Below are 16,244 nucleotides of genomic sequence, written 5' to 3' on the forward strand. Positions count from 1 at the left end.
CGCGCCGGTCTGCCGCGGTTTCCACGGTCGCCAGGATGCGCAGCGCTTGCGAATCCGTCGCCGAGGCGATCCGGCGCACCAAGGCCCGCAGCGGATCGCCCGTGCCGGGGGACATCCGGGAGGATGCCCAGGGGGATGCCCTGGGGGACGCCCGTTGGGTCACAGGCTCAAGGCCCGCAGCGCTTCGTTGCGCCGGGTCAGTGCGATCGCCGCCCCGCCGGACAGCCGCGCATTGCCGCCATAGCTGACGTGGCAGGCGAGGTCGGCGGGCGGCAGGACGACGGGCGGATCGGTCCAGGCGGCGACCTCGGCGGGGAGGACGGGCAGGTCCTGTGCGATCTCCAGCAGCGCCAGCCGGCGCATGCCGGTCGTCCGGGCGGCCTGCCAGACCAGCGCCGGCCGTTCCCATCCATCCAGCAGCCAGAAGGCGCGCTCCGTCCGCTCCCGCAGCGTCCGAGGGTCCGCCAGGGCGCGGCGCAGCAGGGTGTCCGGATCGCCCAGCCGGCGACGGACGGCGTCCAGGAAGCCGCGCAGCATCGCCGCGCCGGCCTGCATGGCTGGCACGATCAAGGCGCCGATGCCGTCGCCGTCATGCACGGCGTCCGTGGCGATCCAATCGCCGATGTCGCGGGCCGTGTCCTCCAGCCGAACGACCGTGCGGGGCAGGCGTGCCATGTCGTCGTCCTTCAGGCCGATCGGGCCGGCCGCCTCGCAGCAGGCGCGCAGCGCCGCGGCGGCCTTGGCGACGGGCAGCCCCAGCGTTCCGGCGATCAAGCGCTCCGGCGCCTCGGGCTGTTCGATCCCGGTGACGCAGCACGCCACCGCGCCCAGGACGCGGCGCTGTTCGGCGGCATCACTGTCGCGGCGCAGCCTGGCGGCTTCCGCCGCGACCGGACCGGCATGCCCGTCCTCGGCGACCGCAAGCGCCGCCTCCCGCACCAGGCGTGGGTGGGGAGGCGCAAATTGGGCGATTCGCCGGAACAGCAGCGCGTCATGATGGTTGGCCCCGCGCAGCGCCGCCGCGCCTGCCCAGTCGGTCACGAACACGCTCGGGCCGCCGGAGGGATTGGGCAGCACCAACTCCACGCCGCCGCGATCCGCCGCCCGTACCCGAGCAGCGGCGAGCATCGGGGTCGTGAACGGCACTGCCGCACCGCGGGCACGAAACGTCGCGGCGCCGGCTGGTCCGGCGCCGGGTCGTCCGGGAGGGGGACGTCCGGGGGGCCGGTTCATGGTGCGGCACGTCCCGCCGCCGGGGCGTGGATGCCGCGACGGGGCGGCGCCGGAGGCTGGTGCGAAATCACCGGCGCAGCATGCCGGGAAAGGATGAAAGAAAGGTTACCGGCCGCCGCCGGCGACGCCCGGTTCCGCCAATCGGGGTTCCGCCAATCGGGGTTCCGCCAATCGGAAATCGTCCAGCGCCGGGCGTCCGGTCACGTGACGCCAGTGGTGCCAGAGCAGCCGCGCGGCCAGGGACCGGACGGGTTGCAGGCCGGCCACCATCTCCCGCAATGCCTGGGGCGAGGGGCGTTGCGGCAAGCCTTTCAGGTGCGCCAGCGCGGCGGCCAGGGCGATGTCGCCGGCCGGAAAGATGTCGGGGCGTTCCAGCGCGAACAGCAGGTAGATCTCGGCCGACCAGCGGCCCATGCCCTTGATCGCGGCGATGGCGGCGATGGCCGCCTCGTCGTCCAGCGTGGCAAGGTGGTCGGTCCGCAGCACCCCGTCCGAAAACGCCTGCGCCAGGGCGCGGGCATGCACCACCTTGGGGCGGGAGAGCCCGGCGCCGCGCAGCGCGTCTTCGGGCAGCAGCAGAAGGGTCTCCGGCACCAGGGCGCCCGGCAGGGCCCGCAGCCGGCCCCAGATCGCGGCGGCCGCCTGGTTGCTGATCATCTGCGCCACGATCGCTTGCAGCAGGCCGGGGAAGCCCGGGGTCCGCCGCCGCCACGGCAGCGGGCCGGCGGCCGCCAGGATCCGTTCGAAATCGGGATCGAGGCTGAGCAACAGCCCGATCGCCTCGACGGCCGAGGCCGGCGGGTGGGGGAACGGATCAGGCTGCGCCGGCGGCGGGACGGGGGGCATCCGGCGGCTATGGCGGAACAGGGGACGGGGCACAAGGCGGGTATTGGCCTTGCCGTGTACACATGACGAGATCGCAGCGATCCCTGGCCGTCCCGGGTCGGGCGAATATTTACGAATAGATAACGTTCCAAGGCCTCGCCCAAGTTGCACGACTGGTCATGGCACCGAGAAAGTGCCAGTTGATATGAATTCAGCCCAAGGATTGCCCAGCCATGCCGCCGATCGAGCGTATCGTCGTCCTGATGATGGAAAACCACTCCTTCGATCGGGTCCTGGGCTGGATGAAGCAGATCTACCCGGGGATCGAGGGCGTCGACCCCAAAAACCCGCTGCAGAATCCCGATTTTCCCCCCGGTGCCCAGCATGTCATCCAGGCCCCGACCCAAGCCCGCGCCATTCCGCATGATCCCGGCCACGATCTCGACGACGTGCTGGCGCAGCTTGCCAATGCCAACCAGGGGTTCGTTGCCGATTACGCCCGGAAATATCCCAAGGCGCCGCTTTCGGAACGGCAGGAGGTCATGGGCTGGTACGAACGCGGGTTCCTGCCGGCGATCCATTATTTGGCCGAAAGCTTCGTCGTCTGCGACCACTGGTTTTCCTCGATGCCCGGCCCGACCTGGCCCAACCGGTTCTTCGTGCACAGCGGCACGTCGCTGGGGCATGTCGACATGCCGGAGGGCCTGTTCAATCCGGCCGTCCATGTCTACGACCAGGAAACGCTGTACGACGAGCTGGACAAGGCGAAGGTCGATTGGCGCATCTACCACGGCGATTTCTCGCAATCGCTGCTGCTGACGCATCAGCTCACCAAGCTCGACCACTACAGCAAGTTCACCGCCTTCGCCGACGACGTCGCGAACAATCGGCTGCCGCCCTATGTCTTCATCGAGCCGGCGTTTTTTGGTTCCGAGGAAAACGATCAGCATCCGCCGCAGGACGTCATGCGCGGCGATGCCCTGATCGCGTCGGTGTTCAACGCGCTGCACGCCAACAAGGCGGTGTTCGAGAAGACGCTGCTTGTCATCCTCTATGACGAGCATGGCGGCTTCTTCGATCACGTGTCGCCGCCGGCCACGGTCGCGCCCGACGCGCATACCGGGACCTATGCCTTCGACCGGCTGGGCGTGCGGGTGCCGGCGATCCTGGTCTCTCCATGGCTCGATCCCGGCTTCATCACCCCGGTCTTCGACCATACCAGCCTGCTGAAGATGGCGTGCCAGACCTGGGGCGTCGCGCCGTTGGGGAGCCGGACGGCGCAGGCGCACGCGCCGCTGGACGCCCTACGCTGGCGGCAAGCCGCTCGAACCGACATCCGCCCGGCGCCGTCCCCCCGGACGCTGCTGCCGATCGTTCCGCAAGCGGCGCTGACCGGGCAGAAACAGGGTCTCTACGCCTACAGCCAATACCTGGAGAGCCAGATCCGGGACCCGAAGGCCAAGGCCAACCTGATGCTCCGCGCCCACGACGCCCTGACCGGCGCCATCGCGCAGGGCACGCTGGCGACCGAGCGGCAGGATGCGTTCATGACGGAGCGGAAACGGGGGGGTTGAGGCGAGCCGGCGGACTACCGTCCGTTGGTGCTGATCGGCGCGCAGTTGGTGCGGCCGGAGGCCAGGCAGTCCTGCATCACCGCCGATCGATGCAGGCCCTGCTGCACGATCACCGTGATGACAATCAGCAAGGCGATCAGACAGAGCGCCACAAGCGCTCGCATGTTGTTCCGATCACGCTTGTCGTTCTGCGTCATGAAATCCCTCTTTGCCGTATCGTCGGCGTCGGCCGTATGTGACCCCAACGCACATCTTGGCAAGTCGTCCCCGCTTTATCCGCCGTACCGGCGCGCTAAACTATCGCTTTACGTCGGGTTGGAAAATCCATGGAGTCTCGCCGCAGCCTTGTCGTTGCCACGCTTGGCGTGACGCAGACCGTATCTTGGGCGTCCTCCTATTACCTGACCGCGATCTTCGCCGACCCCGTCTCGGCGGGGCTGCACGTGTCGCGCACTTTCTTCTTCGGCGTCGTCTCGGGCGCGCTGCTTGCGTCGGGGCTGCTGGGGCCGCTGGCCGGGCGGATCATCGACCGGCGCGGGGGACGCGACGTGCTGGCCGCGACCAACCTTGCCTTCGCCGCCGGCCTCTGCGTCATGGCCGCCTCCCAGGGCCCGCTCGGCCTGATCGTCGCCTGGAGCCTGATCGCCCTTGGCATGGGCTTCGGACTTTACGAAGCCGCCTTCGCCACCGCCGCCGGGCTGTATGGGTTGGAGGCGCGCAACGCCATCACCGGCATCACGCTGATCGCCGGCTTCGCCAGCACCGTCGGCTGGCCGACCAGCCGCTTCCTGGTGGAAACCGTCGGCTGGCGGGACGCCGCCCTGGCCTGGGCCGCGCTGCACCTGCTGCTGGCCTTGCCGATGAACCGTTTCCTGATCCCAAAAGCCGCGCCGGCGGAGCGGGATGAGACCCCACTGGAGACCCCACCGGGGATTCTACCGGGATCCCCAGCCGAACCCGACGCCGAGGCCTCGCCGGTCAGCGCGACCATGCTGATCCTGGCGGGCGTGTTCGGCGCGACCTGGTTCATCTCCGCGTCGCTGGCCGCGCATCTGCCACGCCTGCTGCACGCGATGGGGGCGACGCCGGATGCCGCCGTTGCCGCGGCCGCGCTGGTCGGTCCGGCGCAGGTCATCGCTCGGCTGTTCGAGTTCGGCGTGCTGCGCCGCGTCTCGCCGATGGTCTCGGCGCGGCTGTCGACGATCCTGAACCCGATCGGCGGCGTGCTGCTGGCGATCTTCGGGCCGGTGGCGGCGATCCCGTTCGTGCTGCTGCACGGCGCCGGCAACGGCATGCTGACGATCGCCCGCGGCACCCTGCCGCTCGCGCTGTTCGGACCGTCCGGGTACGGGATGCGCACCGGCATCCTGGCGGCGCCGGCGCGCGTGCTGCAGGGCGCCGCGCCGCTGGTCTTCGGCCTCGTGCTCGACCGCCTCGGCCCCATGGCGGCGCTGGCGTTCTCCGCCGCGCTGATGGGGGGCTCCTGCGTCGTGCTGTGCCTGCTGCACCCGAATGCCGACGGGTGACGAAGGGGCAACGGGGTTTTGGCTTTCCGGGTGTCCGGTCTATATCCGCGCCGCGAAATCCAGCCAGCAAGGACCTGACCCATGCCCGTGAACCCCGCCGACGGCCCGATCCTCGGCACGCTCTACGGCAGCGACGCGATGCGCGCGGTGTTCTCCGAGACCGCCTATTTCCAGCGCATGCTCGACACCGAGGCCGCACTCGCGCGGGTCCAGGCGGAGCTGGGGATCATTCCCGCCGACGCCGCCGAAACGATCGCCGCCGCCGCGACGGTGGAGAACCTGCGCACCGAGGACCTTGCCGCCAGCGCCCGCAACGTGGGCTATCCGGTGGTGGGGCTGGTCGCCGGACTGGCCAAGGCGTCGGGCGAAGCGGGCGGCTGGACCCATTGGGGCGCCACCACCCAGGACATCATGGACACCGCGACGGTGCTGCAGGTGCGCGAGGGGCTGAACCTGATCGAGGCGGAGCTGAACGCGATCCTGAACGCCTTGACGGACCAGGCGCAGACGCATCGCGATACGGTGATGGCCGGGCGCACGCACCTGCAGCAGGCGCTGCCCGTCACCTTCGGCCTGAAATGCGCGATCTGGGCGATGCCGTTCCTGTCGCACCTGGATCGCCTGAAGCAGATCCGCACCCGCGTCGAGCAGGTCGAGCTCTCGGGCGCGGCCGGCACGCTCGCCTCCCTCACCGACCAGGGGATCGCCGTCATGGAGGCGCTGGCCGGCGCGTTGGACCTGAAGGCGCCGCTCGCCCCCTGGCATGTCTGCCGCGACGCGCTGGCCGAGACGGTGGCGTTCCTGGGCATCGTCTGCGGCACGCTCGCCAAGATCGCCACCGACATCATCCTGCTGGCGCAGACCGAAGTGGGGGAGGTCGCCGAACCCTATGTCGCGGGGCGGGGCCAGTCCTCGACCATGCCGCAGAAGCGCAATCCGATCGCCTCGGAATACATCATCGCCGCCGCGCGCACCGTGCAGGGGCTGGTGCCGGTGATGATGGGGGCGATGGCGCAGGACCATGAACGCGCCACCGGCCCTTGGCAGGCCGAGGCGCTGGTCATTCCGCAGGCGTTCACGCTTACCCACGGCGCGCTGCTGCATGCCCGCGCCATCGCCGAGGGCATGGTGGTCGATGCGGAGCGGATGCGCGCGAACCTGGACATCTCGCACGGGCTGATCGTGTCGGAGGCGGTGATGATGGGCCTTGCCCCGGTCCTGGGCCGCGGCGAGGCGCATCACGTGGTGAAGCACGCCTGCGACCTGGCGCTGGCCGAGAAGATCTCCCTGGCCGACGCGCTGGAGCGCGATCCGGTGGTCAGCGCGCGGCTGGACCGCGCGGCGATCGAGACGCTGATCGATCCGGGCCGTTACCTGGGAAGCACGCAGGCATTCATCGACCGGGTCCTGGCCGCGGCCGGGTGAGGGGGCGGGGGCGTTCCCGGCCCCCGTCGTGACCCCGTCCCTCGTCATGGCCCGGCCAAGCCGGGTCATGGCGGGGAGAGGCCTGGCGCAAGAATTGCTCGGCCGTCCCGAATCCACCTTTCGGAGCGGCGACAGATGAAACGACGTGCGTTCCTTGCCCGTTCGGCGGCAGCGGCTGCCCTCTCGGGCGGCATCGGCAGCCCGGCGATTGTGCGTGCTGCGTCGGCCACCACGCTGAAATTCGTGCCGTACGCCGACCTGGCGTTGCTCGATCCGCTCGTTTCCGCCTTCGTGACCCGCAACCATGTGATGATGGTGTTCGACACGCTGTTCGCCATCGACGAGCAGTTCAAGCCGCAATACCAGATGCTCGCGGGTCACACCGTCGACAATGACGGCAAGCTTTGGACCCTGACGTTGCGCGACAAGCTCCTGTTCCACGATGGCACGCCGGTGCTGGGGCGGGACGTCGTCGCCAGCCTGCGCCGCTGGGCCACGGCCGATGCCTTCGGCCAGGCGCTGATGGACGCCACCGATGACCTGTCCGCGCCCAACGACAAGCAGGTGGTGTTCCGCCTCAAGCGCCCGTTCCCGCTGCTGCCCGACGCGCTCGCCAAGCCCAGCAACCTGATGGCGGTGATCATGCCGGAGCGTCTGGCGAAGACCCCGCCCGGCACCCGCATCACCGAGATGGTGGGCAGCGGCCCGTTCCGGTTCCTGGCCAACGAACGTGTCTCCGGCGCACGGAACGTCTATGCGAAGTTCGAGCAATACGTACCCCGTGAGGGAACGCCCAGCTTCTGCGCCGGCCCGCGGATCGTGAATTTCGACCGGGTGGAGTGGCTGACCACGCCCGACCCTGCGACCCAGGCTGCCGCACTGAAGGCCAACGAGGTCGACTGGGTCGAGCAGCCGGTCATGGACCTTGTGCCGTCGCTGAAAGCCGACAGCGACCTGCGCGTCGAGGTGCTGGAAACGACCGGCCTGATCGGCGTGCTGCGCTTCAACCACCTGCACCCGCCCTTCGACAATCCCGCGATCCGCCGCGCGGCGTTGCGCGCCGTCAGCCAGAAGGAGTTCATGACGGCGGTCGCCGGTGAAGCCGGGCCGGGCGTGATCAACGACCGTGTAGGCTTCTTCGCGCCCAGTTCCGCCTATGCATCGACCGCGGGGATGGAGCATGTCACCAACACGCCCGACCTCGATGCGCTGAAGAAAGAAGTCGCGGCCGCCGGCTACAAGGGCGAGAAGGTCGTCTTCCTGGGCGCCGCCGACGTGCCGCGCATCACCGCGATCTGCGAGGTCGGCGCCGACGTGCTGTCGAAGATCGGGCTGAACGTCGATTACGTCTCGCTCGACTGGGGCACGGTCGTGCAGCGCATCTACAACAAGGCGCCGCCGTCCGAGGGCGGATGGAGCATCTTCGGCTCGATGTGGGGCGGCCTCGACTGGGACAATCCGGCGGGCAACGCGGTGCTGCGCGGCAATGGCGAAAATGCCTGGTTCGGCTGGCCCAACGATCCCCGGATGGAGGCGCTGCGGGACCGGTGGCTGCACGCGGTCGACATGCCGACGCAGAAATCGCTGGCCGCCGACATGCAGCGCCTGGCCTATGATCAGGCGCCTGCCATGCCGCTGGGTCTTTATTACCAGCCGGTGGCGTACCGGGCGAACCTGACGGGGTTCCAGAAAGGGCTGATCCTGTTCACGGGCGTCAAGCGAACCTGATCGGGGCCTTCCGCGGCCGATGCAGGGGCAAGGCGGGCCTGCCGGGCCAGCGCCTGCCATGACGGAGAGGGGCAGTGCGTGCCTCATGGATATTGACGCCTGTCGGGCATCAGCGCCTATCGGGTGCAGGCCCATCGCGTTTGATCCCCCTGCCGGGTCGCGGCTTCCGCGGCGCGGCGCTATATCATCGCGGATACCCCGGTCCGGAGGAGAGCCGCATGATCAGCGTCGATGAAGCCCGCGAACGCATCCTCCAGGTGCTGCATCCGCTGCCGGCCGAGATCGTTGCCCTGGCCGATGCGTGGCAGCGCGTCGCCGCGGCACCGGTGATCGCCAGGCTGACGCAGCCGCCGGCCGATGTCTCGGCCATGGACGGCTACGCGCTGCGGGCCGCGGACGGGGCCGAGGGTTCCGTCCTGCGCGTCATCGGCGCGGCGCCGGCCGGCCATCCTTTCGCGGGCGCCGTGGGGGCCGGGGAGGCTGTCCGCCTGTTCACCGGCAGCGTCGTTCCCCAGGGCGCGGACGGGATCCTGCTGCAGGAGGACGCGACGCGGGACGGCGACCGCGTCCGCATCAACGAGACGGTCGCCGCCGGCCGTCATATCCGCCGCGCGGGTCAGGACTTCGCGGCCGGGGACGCGGTGGTGCCGGCCGGACGGCGGTTGACGGCGCGCGACGTGGGCCTGGCGGCCGCGGCGAACCATCCCTGGCTGTCCGTGCATCGCCGCCCGCGCGTCGCGATCCTGGCCACGGGGGATGAGATCGCCTTGCCGGGCGAACCGATTCCCCCCGGCGGCATCGTCAGCTCCAACTCCCACGCGCTGGCGGCGCTGGTGCGCGCCGTCGGGGGGGAGCCCATGGTGCTGCCCGTGGCGCGGGACGACGCCCTGATGATCGCTGCCGTCGCCGATTCGGTTGCCGGCATGGACATGCTGGTGACGACCGGTGGCGCCTCGGTCGGCGATCATGACCTGGTGATCGAGTCGCTGAAGTCCCGCGGCATGACGCTGGATTTCTGGCAGATCGCGATGCGCCCCGGAAAGCCGCTGCTGTTCGGCGACCTGGCGGGGACGCCGGTGCTGGGACTGCCGGGAAATCCGGTCTCGGCGATGGTGTGCTCGATCCTGTTCCTGCTGCCGGCGCTGTCCCGCCTGGCGGGACTGCCGGCCGCGCCGCCGCCGGTATCGGCCGCCATCCTGGGGGCCGCGGTGAAGGCCAACGACAAGCGGGCGGATCACCTGCGGGCCACGATCAGCGTCGACGGGGCAGGGCGGGTCGTTGCGACCCCGTTCCCCGTGCAGGACTCGGCGATGCTGCGCCGACTGGCGCTGGCGGACGCGCTGATCCTGCGCGCGCCGCATGCGCCGTCGCTGGAGGCCGGGGCGGAGGTCGGAGTCATTCGACTCGATTCCCTCGGCATCTGACGGATTCGGAATTGAAAAGATGTAGCTGCATACGGGGATAATCAAAATTGTCCACAGTTCTGCTTGACTAATGCATTGGAACCAACATAGAACGCGCTTGATGGTTGCCGCTTTGTTCCGACCGATATCAAGACAGGTATCAATCGGGAACAGGCGGGAACGGGTCCGAGGACCGTGGTGGGGCTTTGAAGGACGCGTGGCATGTTGACTCGCAAGCAATACGAATTGCTCGTCTATATCGATAAGCATCTCAAGCAGACGGGCTTCTCTCCGAGCTTCGAGGAGATGAAGGACGCGCTGAACCTGCGCTCCAAGTCGGGGATACATCGCCTGATCTCCGCGCTGGAGGAACGCGGCTATCTGGCCCGGCGGCATCATCGCGCTCGGGCCCTGGACGTTCTCCGCCTGCCCGACAACATGACGGCCCGGGCCACCCCCACCGGACGGCCTGACGCCGAGGACGCCGAACAGACACAGGGCTTTTCCCCGAATGTCATCCAGGGCGATTTCACGCGTCGGATCCCCGGGGTGCAGACGGCAGCGGATGCCGGAGCGATCGAGTTGCCGATGTATGGCCGCATCGCGGCCGGCCTGCCGATCGAGGCGCTGCGCGACAACTCCGCCTCGATCGAGGTCCCGGTCTCCCTGCTGGGGCCGGGGGAGCATTACGGGCTGGAAGTCGCCGGCGACTCGATGGTCGAGGCGGGTATCCTCGACGGCGACACGGTCATCATCCAGAAGGGCGAAACGGCCGAGAACGGGCAGATCGTCGTCGCGCTGGTCGACGAGAACGAGGTGACGCTGAAGCGCCTGCGTCGGCGCGGCAACTCGATCGCCTTGGAACCCTGCAACGTGCGGCATGAGACGCGGATCTTCCCGGCCGACCGGGTGAAGGTGCAGGGCAAGATCGTCGCACTGATGCGGAAGTACTGACCGGGAGCGAAGGGCGTTCCGCTGCCCGGTCCGACCCCGGACCTTTCGTCAAGACCTTCCGTGATTGTCCGGCCCATACCCTTCGTCATGGCCCGGCGGGATCGGGCCATCCCGTGCCGCAGGGGAAAAAGATGGCCCGGCCACGCCGGGTCATGGCGGGAAGAACGGGGCGGCCGCGCCGGCGGCCCGCAGGCCATCCCCGGCGTCGTCACACCATCCCGCCGACCCACACCACCCGGCCCAGAACCGTGATCGCCGAGGCGGACTCCCGACCCACCACATCCGGCTGGTAGGTCTGGTTGTCGCTGATCAGGACCAGGCTTCCGTCATGGCGCCGCTGGACCCGCCTGATCTGGCGCTGGTTCCCGATATCCAACACGTAAATCCCGTTTCCAACGATCCGACGCTCGGTCGTATCAAGCAGAACCGTATCGTGCGGCTTGATTGTCGGAGACATCGCCTCATCGGTGGCAACGTCCAGGACCAGATGTTGCGCTTCCACCCCGACGACCGAGCGCACCCAGTCCTGACGCATCGCAAGGTATCGGCCCGGGCTGCGGCCGCTCTCGAATCCTGTCTGATCCGGAATGATAACGAAACTACCCCATTCCGTCTCACCGCCCGTCTCGGCGGTTCGCCCCTTGCGGCGGCCGGCGATGCTGGTCTCGAAGGAAGGTTCAGGCCCTTCGCCCTCGGCGAGCCAGGCCACGCTGACACCCGCGGCGCGGGACAGGGCAATCAACCGCTCACGACTGGGTTCGGCTTCTCCTTTCAACCACTTGCGAAAGGCCGAGGGAGACACGCCCATGGCGCGCGCCAGGCGATCGGTGCTCGGCCAATGCGCCAGGATCATGTGCAGACGCTTTGTGAATGCCGACTTATCCGCGCCACCCGCGAACGAGACTTTTTGTTCCGCCACACCACTCAATCGCGCATTTCCCTGGAATCCCGTTGTCAGATCACCCTGCCTGACGCGTACGCCGCGCCCCGGCGCAGCATTCCGGCCACCCCGTCGCGGGCATGCGTCCCGGTCAGGATGCCGCGTCGACGGAAAGGAGCGACCGCAACGATATCTCCAAATGATGTCCCCATTGGCATGGAAATTACATTTTAAACTGTCCTATCGTTCGCTCGATATCCCGTCAACCTTTGTGTCGATCCGCGAGCCGGTCCCGGCACGGCTCGCGGAACCTGCCGGTCAGGCGCGCACGTCTTCCCTCACCGTCGTCTCGTAGACCCGCATGACCGACGCGGAATCATCGCCACCCAGGCCCATGCCGCGCGCCATCCGCATCAGGCTCATGACCTGCGGCGCGATCATCCCCGGTACGCCCAGCTCGTCAGCCATTTCCAATGCGAGACGAAGATCCTTGTGCGCGAGATCCAGCGCGAAGGTCGGACGGTAGTCGCCGGCCAGCACCTTGGTCGACAGGTTCGCATAACCCGCGGACATGCCGCTCGCGTTGCGGATCACCGCATCCAGCTTCTTCAGGTCGATGCCGGAACGCTTGCCCATCATCAGCGCCTCGGCCGCGGCGGCGGCGTTGCAGAACGCCAGCATGTTGTTGATCAGCTTGGCGGTGGAGCCCATGCCGATATCGCCCACATGCACGACCTCTCCGCTGAATGACTTCAGCAGCGGCAGTTGCTGTTCAAAGGTCGTCGCGTCGCCGCCGACCATGATGACGATCGTGCCGTCCGTGGCCCGAGCGACGCCGCCCGAGACGGGGGCTTCGAGCATGGGGATGCCCTTGGCGCGCATCCCCTCGTGCACCTTGCGCGCGGTGGCCGGCGAATTGGTCGACAGGTCGATGAACACCGTCCCGGCCTTGGCGTTCGCGGCGATGCCGTTGGGACCGAGCGTGACGTCCTCGACGACCTTGGGGATGGGGAGGGAGGTGATGACGACGTCGCAGCGCCCCGCGAGGTCCGCGACCGAGGCGCCGGCGGACGCACCAAGATCGGTGCAGGTCTTCACCGCATCGGGATTGAGGTCGAAGACCACGACCTCATGGTTCGTGTTGCGGATGATGTTGCGGCACATGGGGCCACCCATGTTGCCGACACCAATGAAACCCACTTTCATCTTTGCGTTCCCTCCCGATCAGGCAGGCCGGACCGCCCGGCCATCGGAAGAGTGTGGCCGAAGTCGTTGCGCTTGTCAGGGGCGTGCGGCGTCAGGCATGAGCCGGAACCGCGTCGCGCAGCCAGCGCTCCAGGTCGCGCACCTGAAACGGTTTCCCCATCATCGGGGACGTCCGCAGCCCGGCCGGGATCATGGACGCGTCGCTGTAGCCGGTGGTGAACAGGAACGGCACACCGCGATCGCGCAGGATGTGGGCGACGTCCCAGGACGGCTCGCCGTTCAGGTCGACATCGATGATCGCGACGTCGATGGCTTCGTCGCGCGCGACCGCCAGGGCGTCTTGCAGACGCGCGGCGGGACCGACCAGGGTCCAGCCCATGTCTTCGATCACGGTTTCGATCAGCATCGCGACCAGGGCGGTATCCTCTACGACCAGGACGCGGGGGGGAATGGCAGGGTCAGGCTGGGTCACACCGCTCTCCCGAATGACTGGCGGAATCCTGCGATCCGCGGCCTGCTCTCGGCGAATTAGGCAAAAACAGGCCTTGTTATAATTTTCGTAACAAATCCCATCGGGGATGGCGATACGAGACAGGGGCGAAACCACGTTCAACAATATGTGCGCGCCCTATGCGCTCCCGCGCCGGCACCCCCTTCGTCACGGAAAAGAGCCGTTCACAAACCGTGGGAAACCGCCCCTGGCAACAGCAGATCGGGCCATCGCGGCGGGGTGATCGCCATCACCTTGAACAACACGCCCATGGCCTCCGGGTTCGTCAGCCGTGCGGCGGCCTGGCGAAGCGCCTCGGCGTGGCGAGGCTGCGCCCTGGCCAGCATCCGCGTGCGGTCGGGCAAGCCCCAGGCCGTCAGGAATGTGCCCTGGAGGGCCGGGCCAAGGACCGTCGCGCCACGCGCGCGTGCGACGCCGGCCAGGTCGCTGAAATCGACATGCGCGGTCAGGTCGGCATGCCCGGGATCGGCCAACGGGTCGGCCGCGCGCTTGCCCGCGATGGCCTGCAAGCTGTCGCCCGGGCCGCTTTCCGCCGGCCCGTAATCCACGAACAGGGCGGCGCCCGTCCGGGCCAGCAGGCGGTCGGCGACGGCGGCGACGAAGGTTCGGGCGGCTTCGTTGACCTCGATGATCGCGCCGTCGCGCACATCCGGACGAACGGGGACCAGGGAAGCATCGGCGGGCAGTTCCACCCAGGCGCCGTTGTCGACGTAGCGTTCCGTCCAGCCATCCGTCCGCCGGACGAACTGCCGGATGGGCAGGGCGTCCAGGAATTCGTTGGCCAGCAGGATCATCGGTTCGGGCGGCAGGCTGTGCAGCCCGTCGTGCCAGACGGCGTCGGGGACCAGCGCGGCCTGCTTCGCCCGCAGGCTGGGCGAGGTCTCGATGAAATGCACCCGCGCCGCCGCCGCGCAGGCCGGCATGGCCGTGCGCACGGCCCGCAGCAGGTCGCGCATCAGCGTGCCGCGGCCGGGGCCGGCTTCGACCAGCAGGAACGGGGCAGGGCGGCCGGCCGCGACCCAGGCCGTCATCGCCCAAACGCCCAGGATTTCCCCGAACATCTGGGAGATCTCCGGGGCGGTGGTGAAGTCCTGGAACGGATCGTGGCGGCTGTAATACGCGGCATTGGCCCGCGCCATGAAGCGATCCAGCCGTTCAGGTCCGCTCCCGCTGCCCATTCACGCCGCTGGCCGTCGTTTTGCCCGGACGATCAGCCAGATGCCGGCCAGGATCATCGGCACCGACAGGATCTGTCCCATCGTGGTGCCGAACGCCAGGAAACCCAGGAACGCATCGGGCTCGCGGAAACACTCGCCGATGATCCGCGCCACGCCATAGCCGCAGAGGAAGGAGCCGGTGAGCAGGCCGAAGCGCTGGCGCACGCTCAGGCGGCGGGACAGCACCACCATCAGGATCAGCAGGCACACGCCCTCCAGCAGCGCCTGGTAGATCTGGCTTGGATGGCGGGGGATCAGTCCCGCCCGCGGGAAGATCATGGCCCAGGGCAGCCATTCCGGCGCCGGGCGGCCCCATAGCTCGCCGTTGATGAAGTTCGCGACGCGGCCGAGGCCCAGGCCGATCGGCGCGACGATCGCGATCCGGTCGGCGAAGCCCAGCAAGGGTATTCGCTCCTTGCGGCAGAACAGGGTGGCAGCGACCGCGACGCCCAGCATGCCGCCGTGGAAGCTCATGCCGCCTTCCCAGACGGCGAAGATCTGCAGCGGATGGGCGAAATAGACGTCGGGCTGGTAGAACAGCACGTAGCCCAGCCGCCCGCCCAGCACCACGCCCAGGGTCGCCCAGGTCAGGAAGTCGTCGACCTGCAGCGGCGTGGCGACCGCCGGCGCGACCTGGACCAGGCGGCGCGCGATGCGCCAGCCGACCACCAGGCCGGTGATATAGGCGAGCGCGTACCAGCGTATGCTCAATGGACCCAGTTGGAGCAGCACCGGGTCGAACTGCGGAAAGAACAGGACGGGGATCATACGAAGTGGTCGGCCGCCGCGAGGTGGTTCTGCACGTAACGGCGGATGCCTTCCTCCAGCGGCGTGAACTGCCCGCCATAGCCGGCGGCGCGCAGGCGGCCCATCGGCGCTTCGGTGAAGGACTGGTACTGCCCGACCAGGCTGGCCGGCATGTCGATGAACTGCACTTGCCGCGGCTGCCCGGCCGCGTCGCACACGGCATGCGCCAGGTCGAGATAGGTGCGCGCCCGGCCGGTGCCCAGGTTGAACAACCCGCTGACCTTGGGCGTTTCCAGCAGCCACAGCATCACGTCGACCACGTCGCCGACCCAGATGAAGTCCCGTGCCTGCGCCCCATCAGGGAGGCCCGGCTGGTCCGACTTGAACAGCCGCGCGGGGCCGCCGGCCGCGACTTCGTCGTGCTTGACCTTCACGACCGAGATCATCTTGCCCTTGTGGTATTCGTTGGGCCCGTAGACGTTGAAGAACTTGAGCCCGGCCCATTGCGGCGGCCGCTTCGCCGCCGGCGCCAGATAGCGGGCGACCAGCAGGTCGAAGGCATGCTTGGTCCAGCCATAGAGATTGAGCGGCCGCAGCGTCTCCAATGCCGGCAGGCTGAAATCGTCCTCGAACCCCTGGGCGCCGTTGCCATACGTCGCGGCCGAGGAGGCATAGATGAACCGCACCCCGCGCTGGGCGCACCATTCCCACAGGTAGCGGCTGAGCTCGACATTGGTGGCCCAGGTATGATCGCCGTCGACCGCGGTCGTCTCGCTGACGGCGCCGAGGTGGAACACCGCCTCCAGCGGCGGATGGCTATCCAGGAAGGCGTTCAGCATGTCCGGCGGCACGATCCGCGAGGGGGGATGCTTGGCCAGGTTGCGCCATTTCCCGTCGCTGCCCAGCACGTCGGCAACCACGGTTTCGTGCCCGCGCCCCGCGAGGGCCGCTTGCAGGTTGGAGCCGATGAACCCGGCGCCGCCAGTTATCAGGATCATGGTCGCGCTATATACGG

Annotated in this window: 15 protein-coding genes; 6 read left to right on the top strand and 9 right to left on the bottom strand. The window is 68.5% G+C overall.

Features of this window, described 5'->3' with window-relative positions; genetic code table 11:
- Positions 1 to 159: 159 nt before the first annotated feature.
- Positions 160 to 1,146, bottom strand: a complete 987-nt coding sequence (locus VHB27_RS05015; protein WP_325597833.1) for a hypothetical protein — start codon at positions 1,144 to 1,146, stop codon at positions 160 to 162.
- Positions 1,147 to 1,338: 192 nt separating this feature from the next.
- A complete protein-coding gene (locus VHB27_RS05020; protein WP_325597834.1) occupies positions 1,339 to 2,079 on the bottom strand; it encodes a DNA-3-methyladenine glycosylase family protein in 741 nt (246 codons plus the stop codon).
- A 212-nt stretch (positions 2,080 to 2,291) separates the two neighbouring features.
- Here VHB27_RS05020 and VHB27_RS05025 point away from each other — a divergent pair, with 212 nt between their 5' ends.
- Positions 2,292 to 3,632 carry a phospholipase C gene (locus VHB27_RS05025; protein ID WP_325597835.1) on the top strand — a complete coding sequence of 447 codons (1,341 nt, stop codon included), beginning with the start codon at positions 2,292 to 2,294 and terminating at the stop codon, positions 3,630 to 3,632.
- Between the two features lie 14 nt (positions 3,633 to 3,646).
- Here the strand turns inward: VHB27_RS05025 and VHB27_RS05030 are convergent, their stop codons facing one another.
- Positions 3,647 to 3,829 (bottom strand): hypothetical protein, encoded by a 183-nt coding sequence (locus VHB27_RS05030; RefSeq protein ID WP_325597836.1) that lies wholly within the window; start codon positions 3,827 to 3,829, stop codon positions 3,647 to 3,649.
- Between the two features lie 129 nt (positions 3,830 to 3,958).
- Here VHB27_RS05030 and VHB27_RS05035 point away from each other — a divergent pair, with 129 nt between their 5' ends.
- From VHB27_RS05035 to lexA, 5 genes are all read left to right on the top strand, one after another.
- On the top strand, positions 3,959 to 5,158 hold the full coding sequence (locus VHB27_RS05035) for an MFS transporter (RefSeq protein WP_325597837.1): 1,200 nt from the start codon (positions 3,959 to 3,961) through the stop codon (positions 5,156 to 5,158).
- A gap of 81 nt (positions 5,159 to 5,239) precedes the next feature.
- Positions 5,240 to 6,583, top strand: a complete 1,344-nt coding sequence (locus VHB27_RS05040; protein WP_325597838.1) for a class-II fumarase/aspartase family protein — start codon at positions 5,240 to 5,242, stop codon at positions 6,581 to 6,583.
- Between the two features lie 135 nt (positions 6,584 to 6,718).
- Positions 6,719 to 8,311, top strand: a complete 1,593-nt coding sequence (locus VHB27_RS05045) for an ABC transporter substrate-binding protein (RefSeq protein ID WP_325597839.1) — start codon at positions 6,719 to 6,721, stop codon at positions 8,309 to 8,311.
- Between the two features lie 218 nt (positions 8,312 to 8,529).
- Complete coding sequence (gene glp, locus VHB27_RS05050) at positions 8,530 to 9,735, top strand: gephyrin-like molybdotransferase Glp (RefSeq protein WP_325597840.1); 1,206 nt, start codon at positions 8,530 to 8,532, stop codon at positions 9,733 to 9,735.
- 201 nt (positions 9,736 to 9,936) lie between these two features.
- Positions 9,937 to 10,668: a transcriptional repressor LexA gene (lexA, locus tag VHB27_RS05055; protein WP_325597841.1), complete on the top strand. Its 732-nt coding sequence runs from the start codon at positions 9,937 to 9,939 to the stop codon at positions 10,666 to 10,668.
- Positions 10,669 to 10,876: 208 nt separating this feature from the next.
- Here the strand turns inward: lexA and VHB27_RS05060 are convergent, their stop codons facing one another.
- From VHB27_RS05060 to rfaD, 6 genes are all read right to left on the bottom strand, one after another.
- Positions 10,877 to 11,587, bottom strand: a complete 711-nt coding sequence (locus VHB27_RS05060; RefSeq protein ID WP_325597885.1) for an XRE family transcriptional regulator — start codon at positions 11,585 to 11,587, stop codon at positions 10,877 to 10,879.
- A gap of 279 nt (positions 11,588 to 11,866) precedes the next feature.
- A complete protein-coding gene (locus VHB27_RS05065; RefSeq protein WP_325597842.1) occupies positions 11,867 to 12,754 on the bottom strand; it encodes an NAD(P)-dependent oxidoreductase in 888 nt (295 codons plus the stop codon).
- Between the two features lie 91 nt (positions 12,755 to 12,845).
- Entirely contained in the window at positions 12,846 to 13,226 is a 381-nt protein-coding gene (locus tag VHB27_RS05070; RefSeq protein ID WP_325597844.1) for a response regulator, read from the bottom strand.
- A 203-nt stretch (positions 13,227 to 13,429) separates the two neighbouring features.
- Positions 13,430 to 14,404 (bottom strand): class I SAM-dependent methyltransferase, encoded by a 975-nt coding sequence (locus tag VHB27_RS05075; protein WP_325597846.1) that lies wholly within the window; start codon positions 14,402 to 14,404, stop codon positions 13,430 to 13,432.
- Between the two features lie 39 nt (positions 14,405 to 14,443).
- Complete coding sequence (lgt, locus tag VHB27_RS05080; RefSeq protein ID WP_325597848.1) at positions 14,444 to 15,250, bottom strand: prolipoprotein diacylglyceryl transferase; 807 nt, start codon at positions 15,248 to 15,250, stop codon at positions 14,444 to 14,446.
- A complete protein-coding gene (gene rfaD, locus VHB27_RS05085) occupies positions 15,247 to 16,227 on the bottom strand; it encodes an ADP-glyceromanno-heptose 6-epimerase (RefSeq protein ID WP_325597850.1) in 981 nt (326 codons plus the stop codon). The genes lgt and rfaD overlap by 4 nt, the downstream gene beginning before the upstream one ends.
- Between the last annotated feature and the right edge of the window lie 17 nt (positions 16,228 to 16,244).

The sequence above is a fragment of the Rhodopila sp. genome, assembly GCF_035548235.1.
GTDB lineage: Bacteria > Pseudomonadota > Alphaproteobacteria > Acetobacterales > Acetobacteraceae > Rhodopila.

Excerpts from the sequence above, each read along its gene's own strand:
- lgt (WP_325597848.1), bottom strand. The coding sequence starts at position 15,250 with ATGATCCCCGTCCTGTTCTTTCCGCAGTTCGACCCGGTGCTGCTCCAA.
- VHB27_RS05040 (WP_325597838.1), top strand. The coding sequence starts at position 5,240 with ATGCCCGTGAACCCCGCCGACGGCCCGATCCTCGGCACGCTCTACGGC.
- VHB27_RS05030 (WP_325597836.1), bottom strand. The coding sequence starts at position 3,829 with ATGACGCAGAACGACAAGCGTGATCGGAACAACATGCGAGCGCTTGTG.
- VHB27_RS05075 (WP_325597846.1), bottom strand. The coding sequence starts at position 14,404 with ATGGCGCGGGCCAATGCCGCGTATTACAGCCGCCACGATCCGTTCCAG.
- VHB27_RS05035 (WP_325597837.1), top strand. The coding sequence starts at position 3,959 with ATGGAGTCTCGCCGCAGCCTTGTCGTTGCCACGCTTGGCGTGACGCAG.
- VHB27_RS05065 (WP_325597842.1), bottom strand. The coding sequence starts at position 12,754 with ATGAAAGTGGGTTTCATTGGTGTCGGCAACATGGGTGGCCCCATGTGC.
- glp (WP_325597840.1), top strand. The coding sequence starts at position 8,530 with ATGATCAGCGTCGATGAAGCCCGCGAACGCATCCTCCAGGTGCTGCAT.
- VHB27_RS05025 (WP_325597835.1), top strand. The coding sequence starts at position 2,292 with ATGCCGCCGATCGAGCGTATCGTCGTCCTGATGATGGAAAACCACTCC.
- lexA (WP_325597841.1), top strand. The coding sequence starts at position 9,937 with ATGTTGACTCGCAAGCAATACGAATTGCTCGTCTATATCGATAAGCAT.
- VHB27_RS05020 (WP_325597834.1), bottom strand. The coding sequence starts at position 2,079 with ATGCCCCCCGTCCCGCCGCCGGCGCAGCCTGATCCGTTCCCCCACCCG.
- VHB27_RS05045 (WP_325597839.1), top strand. The coding sequence starts at position 6,719 with ATGAAACGACGTGCGTTCCTTGCCCGTTCGGCGGCAGCGGCTGCCCTC.
- rfaD (WP_325597850.1), bottom strand. The coding sequence starts at position 16,227 with ATGATCCTGATAACTGGCGGCGCCGGGTTCATCGGCTCCAACCTGCAA.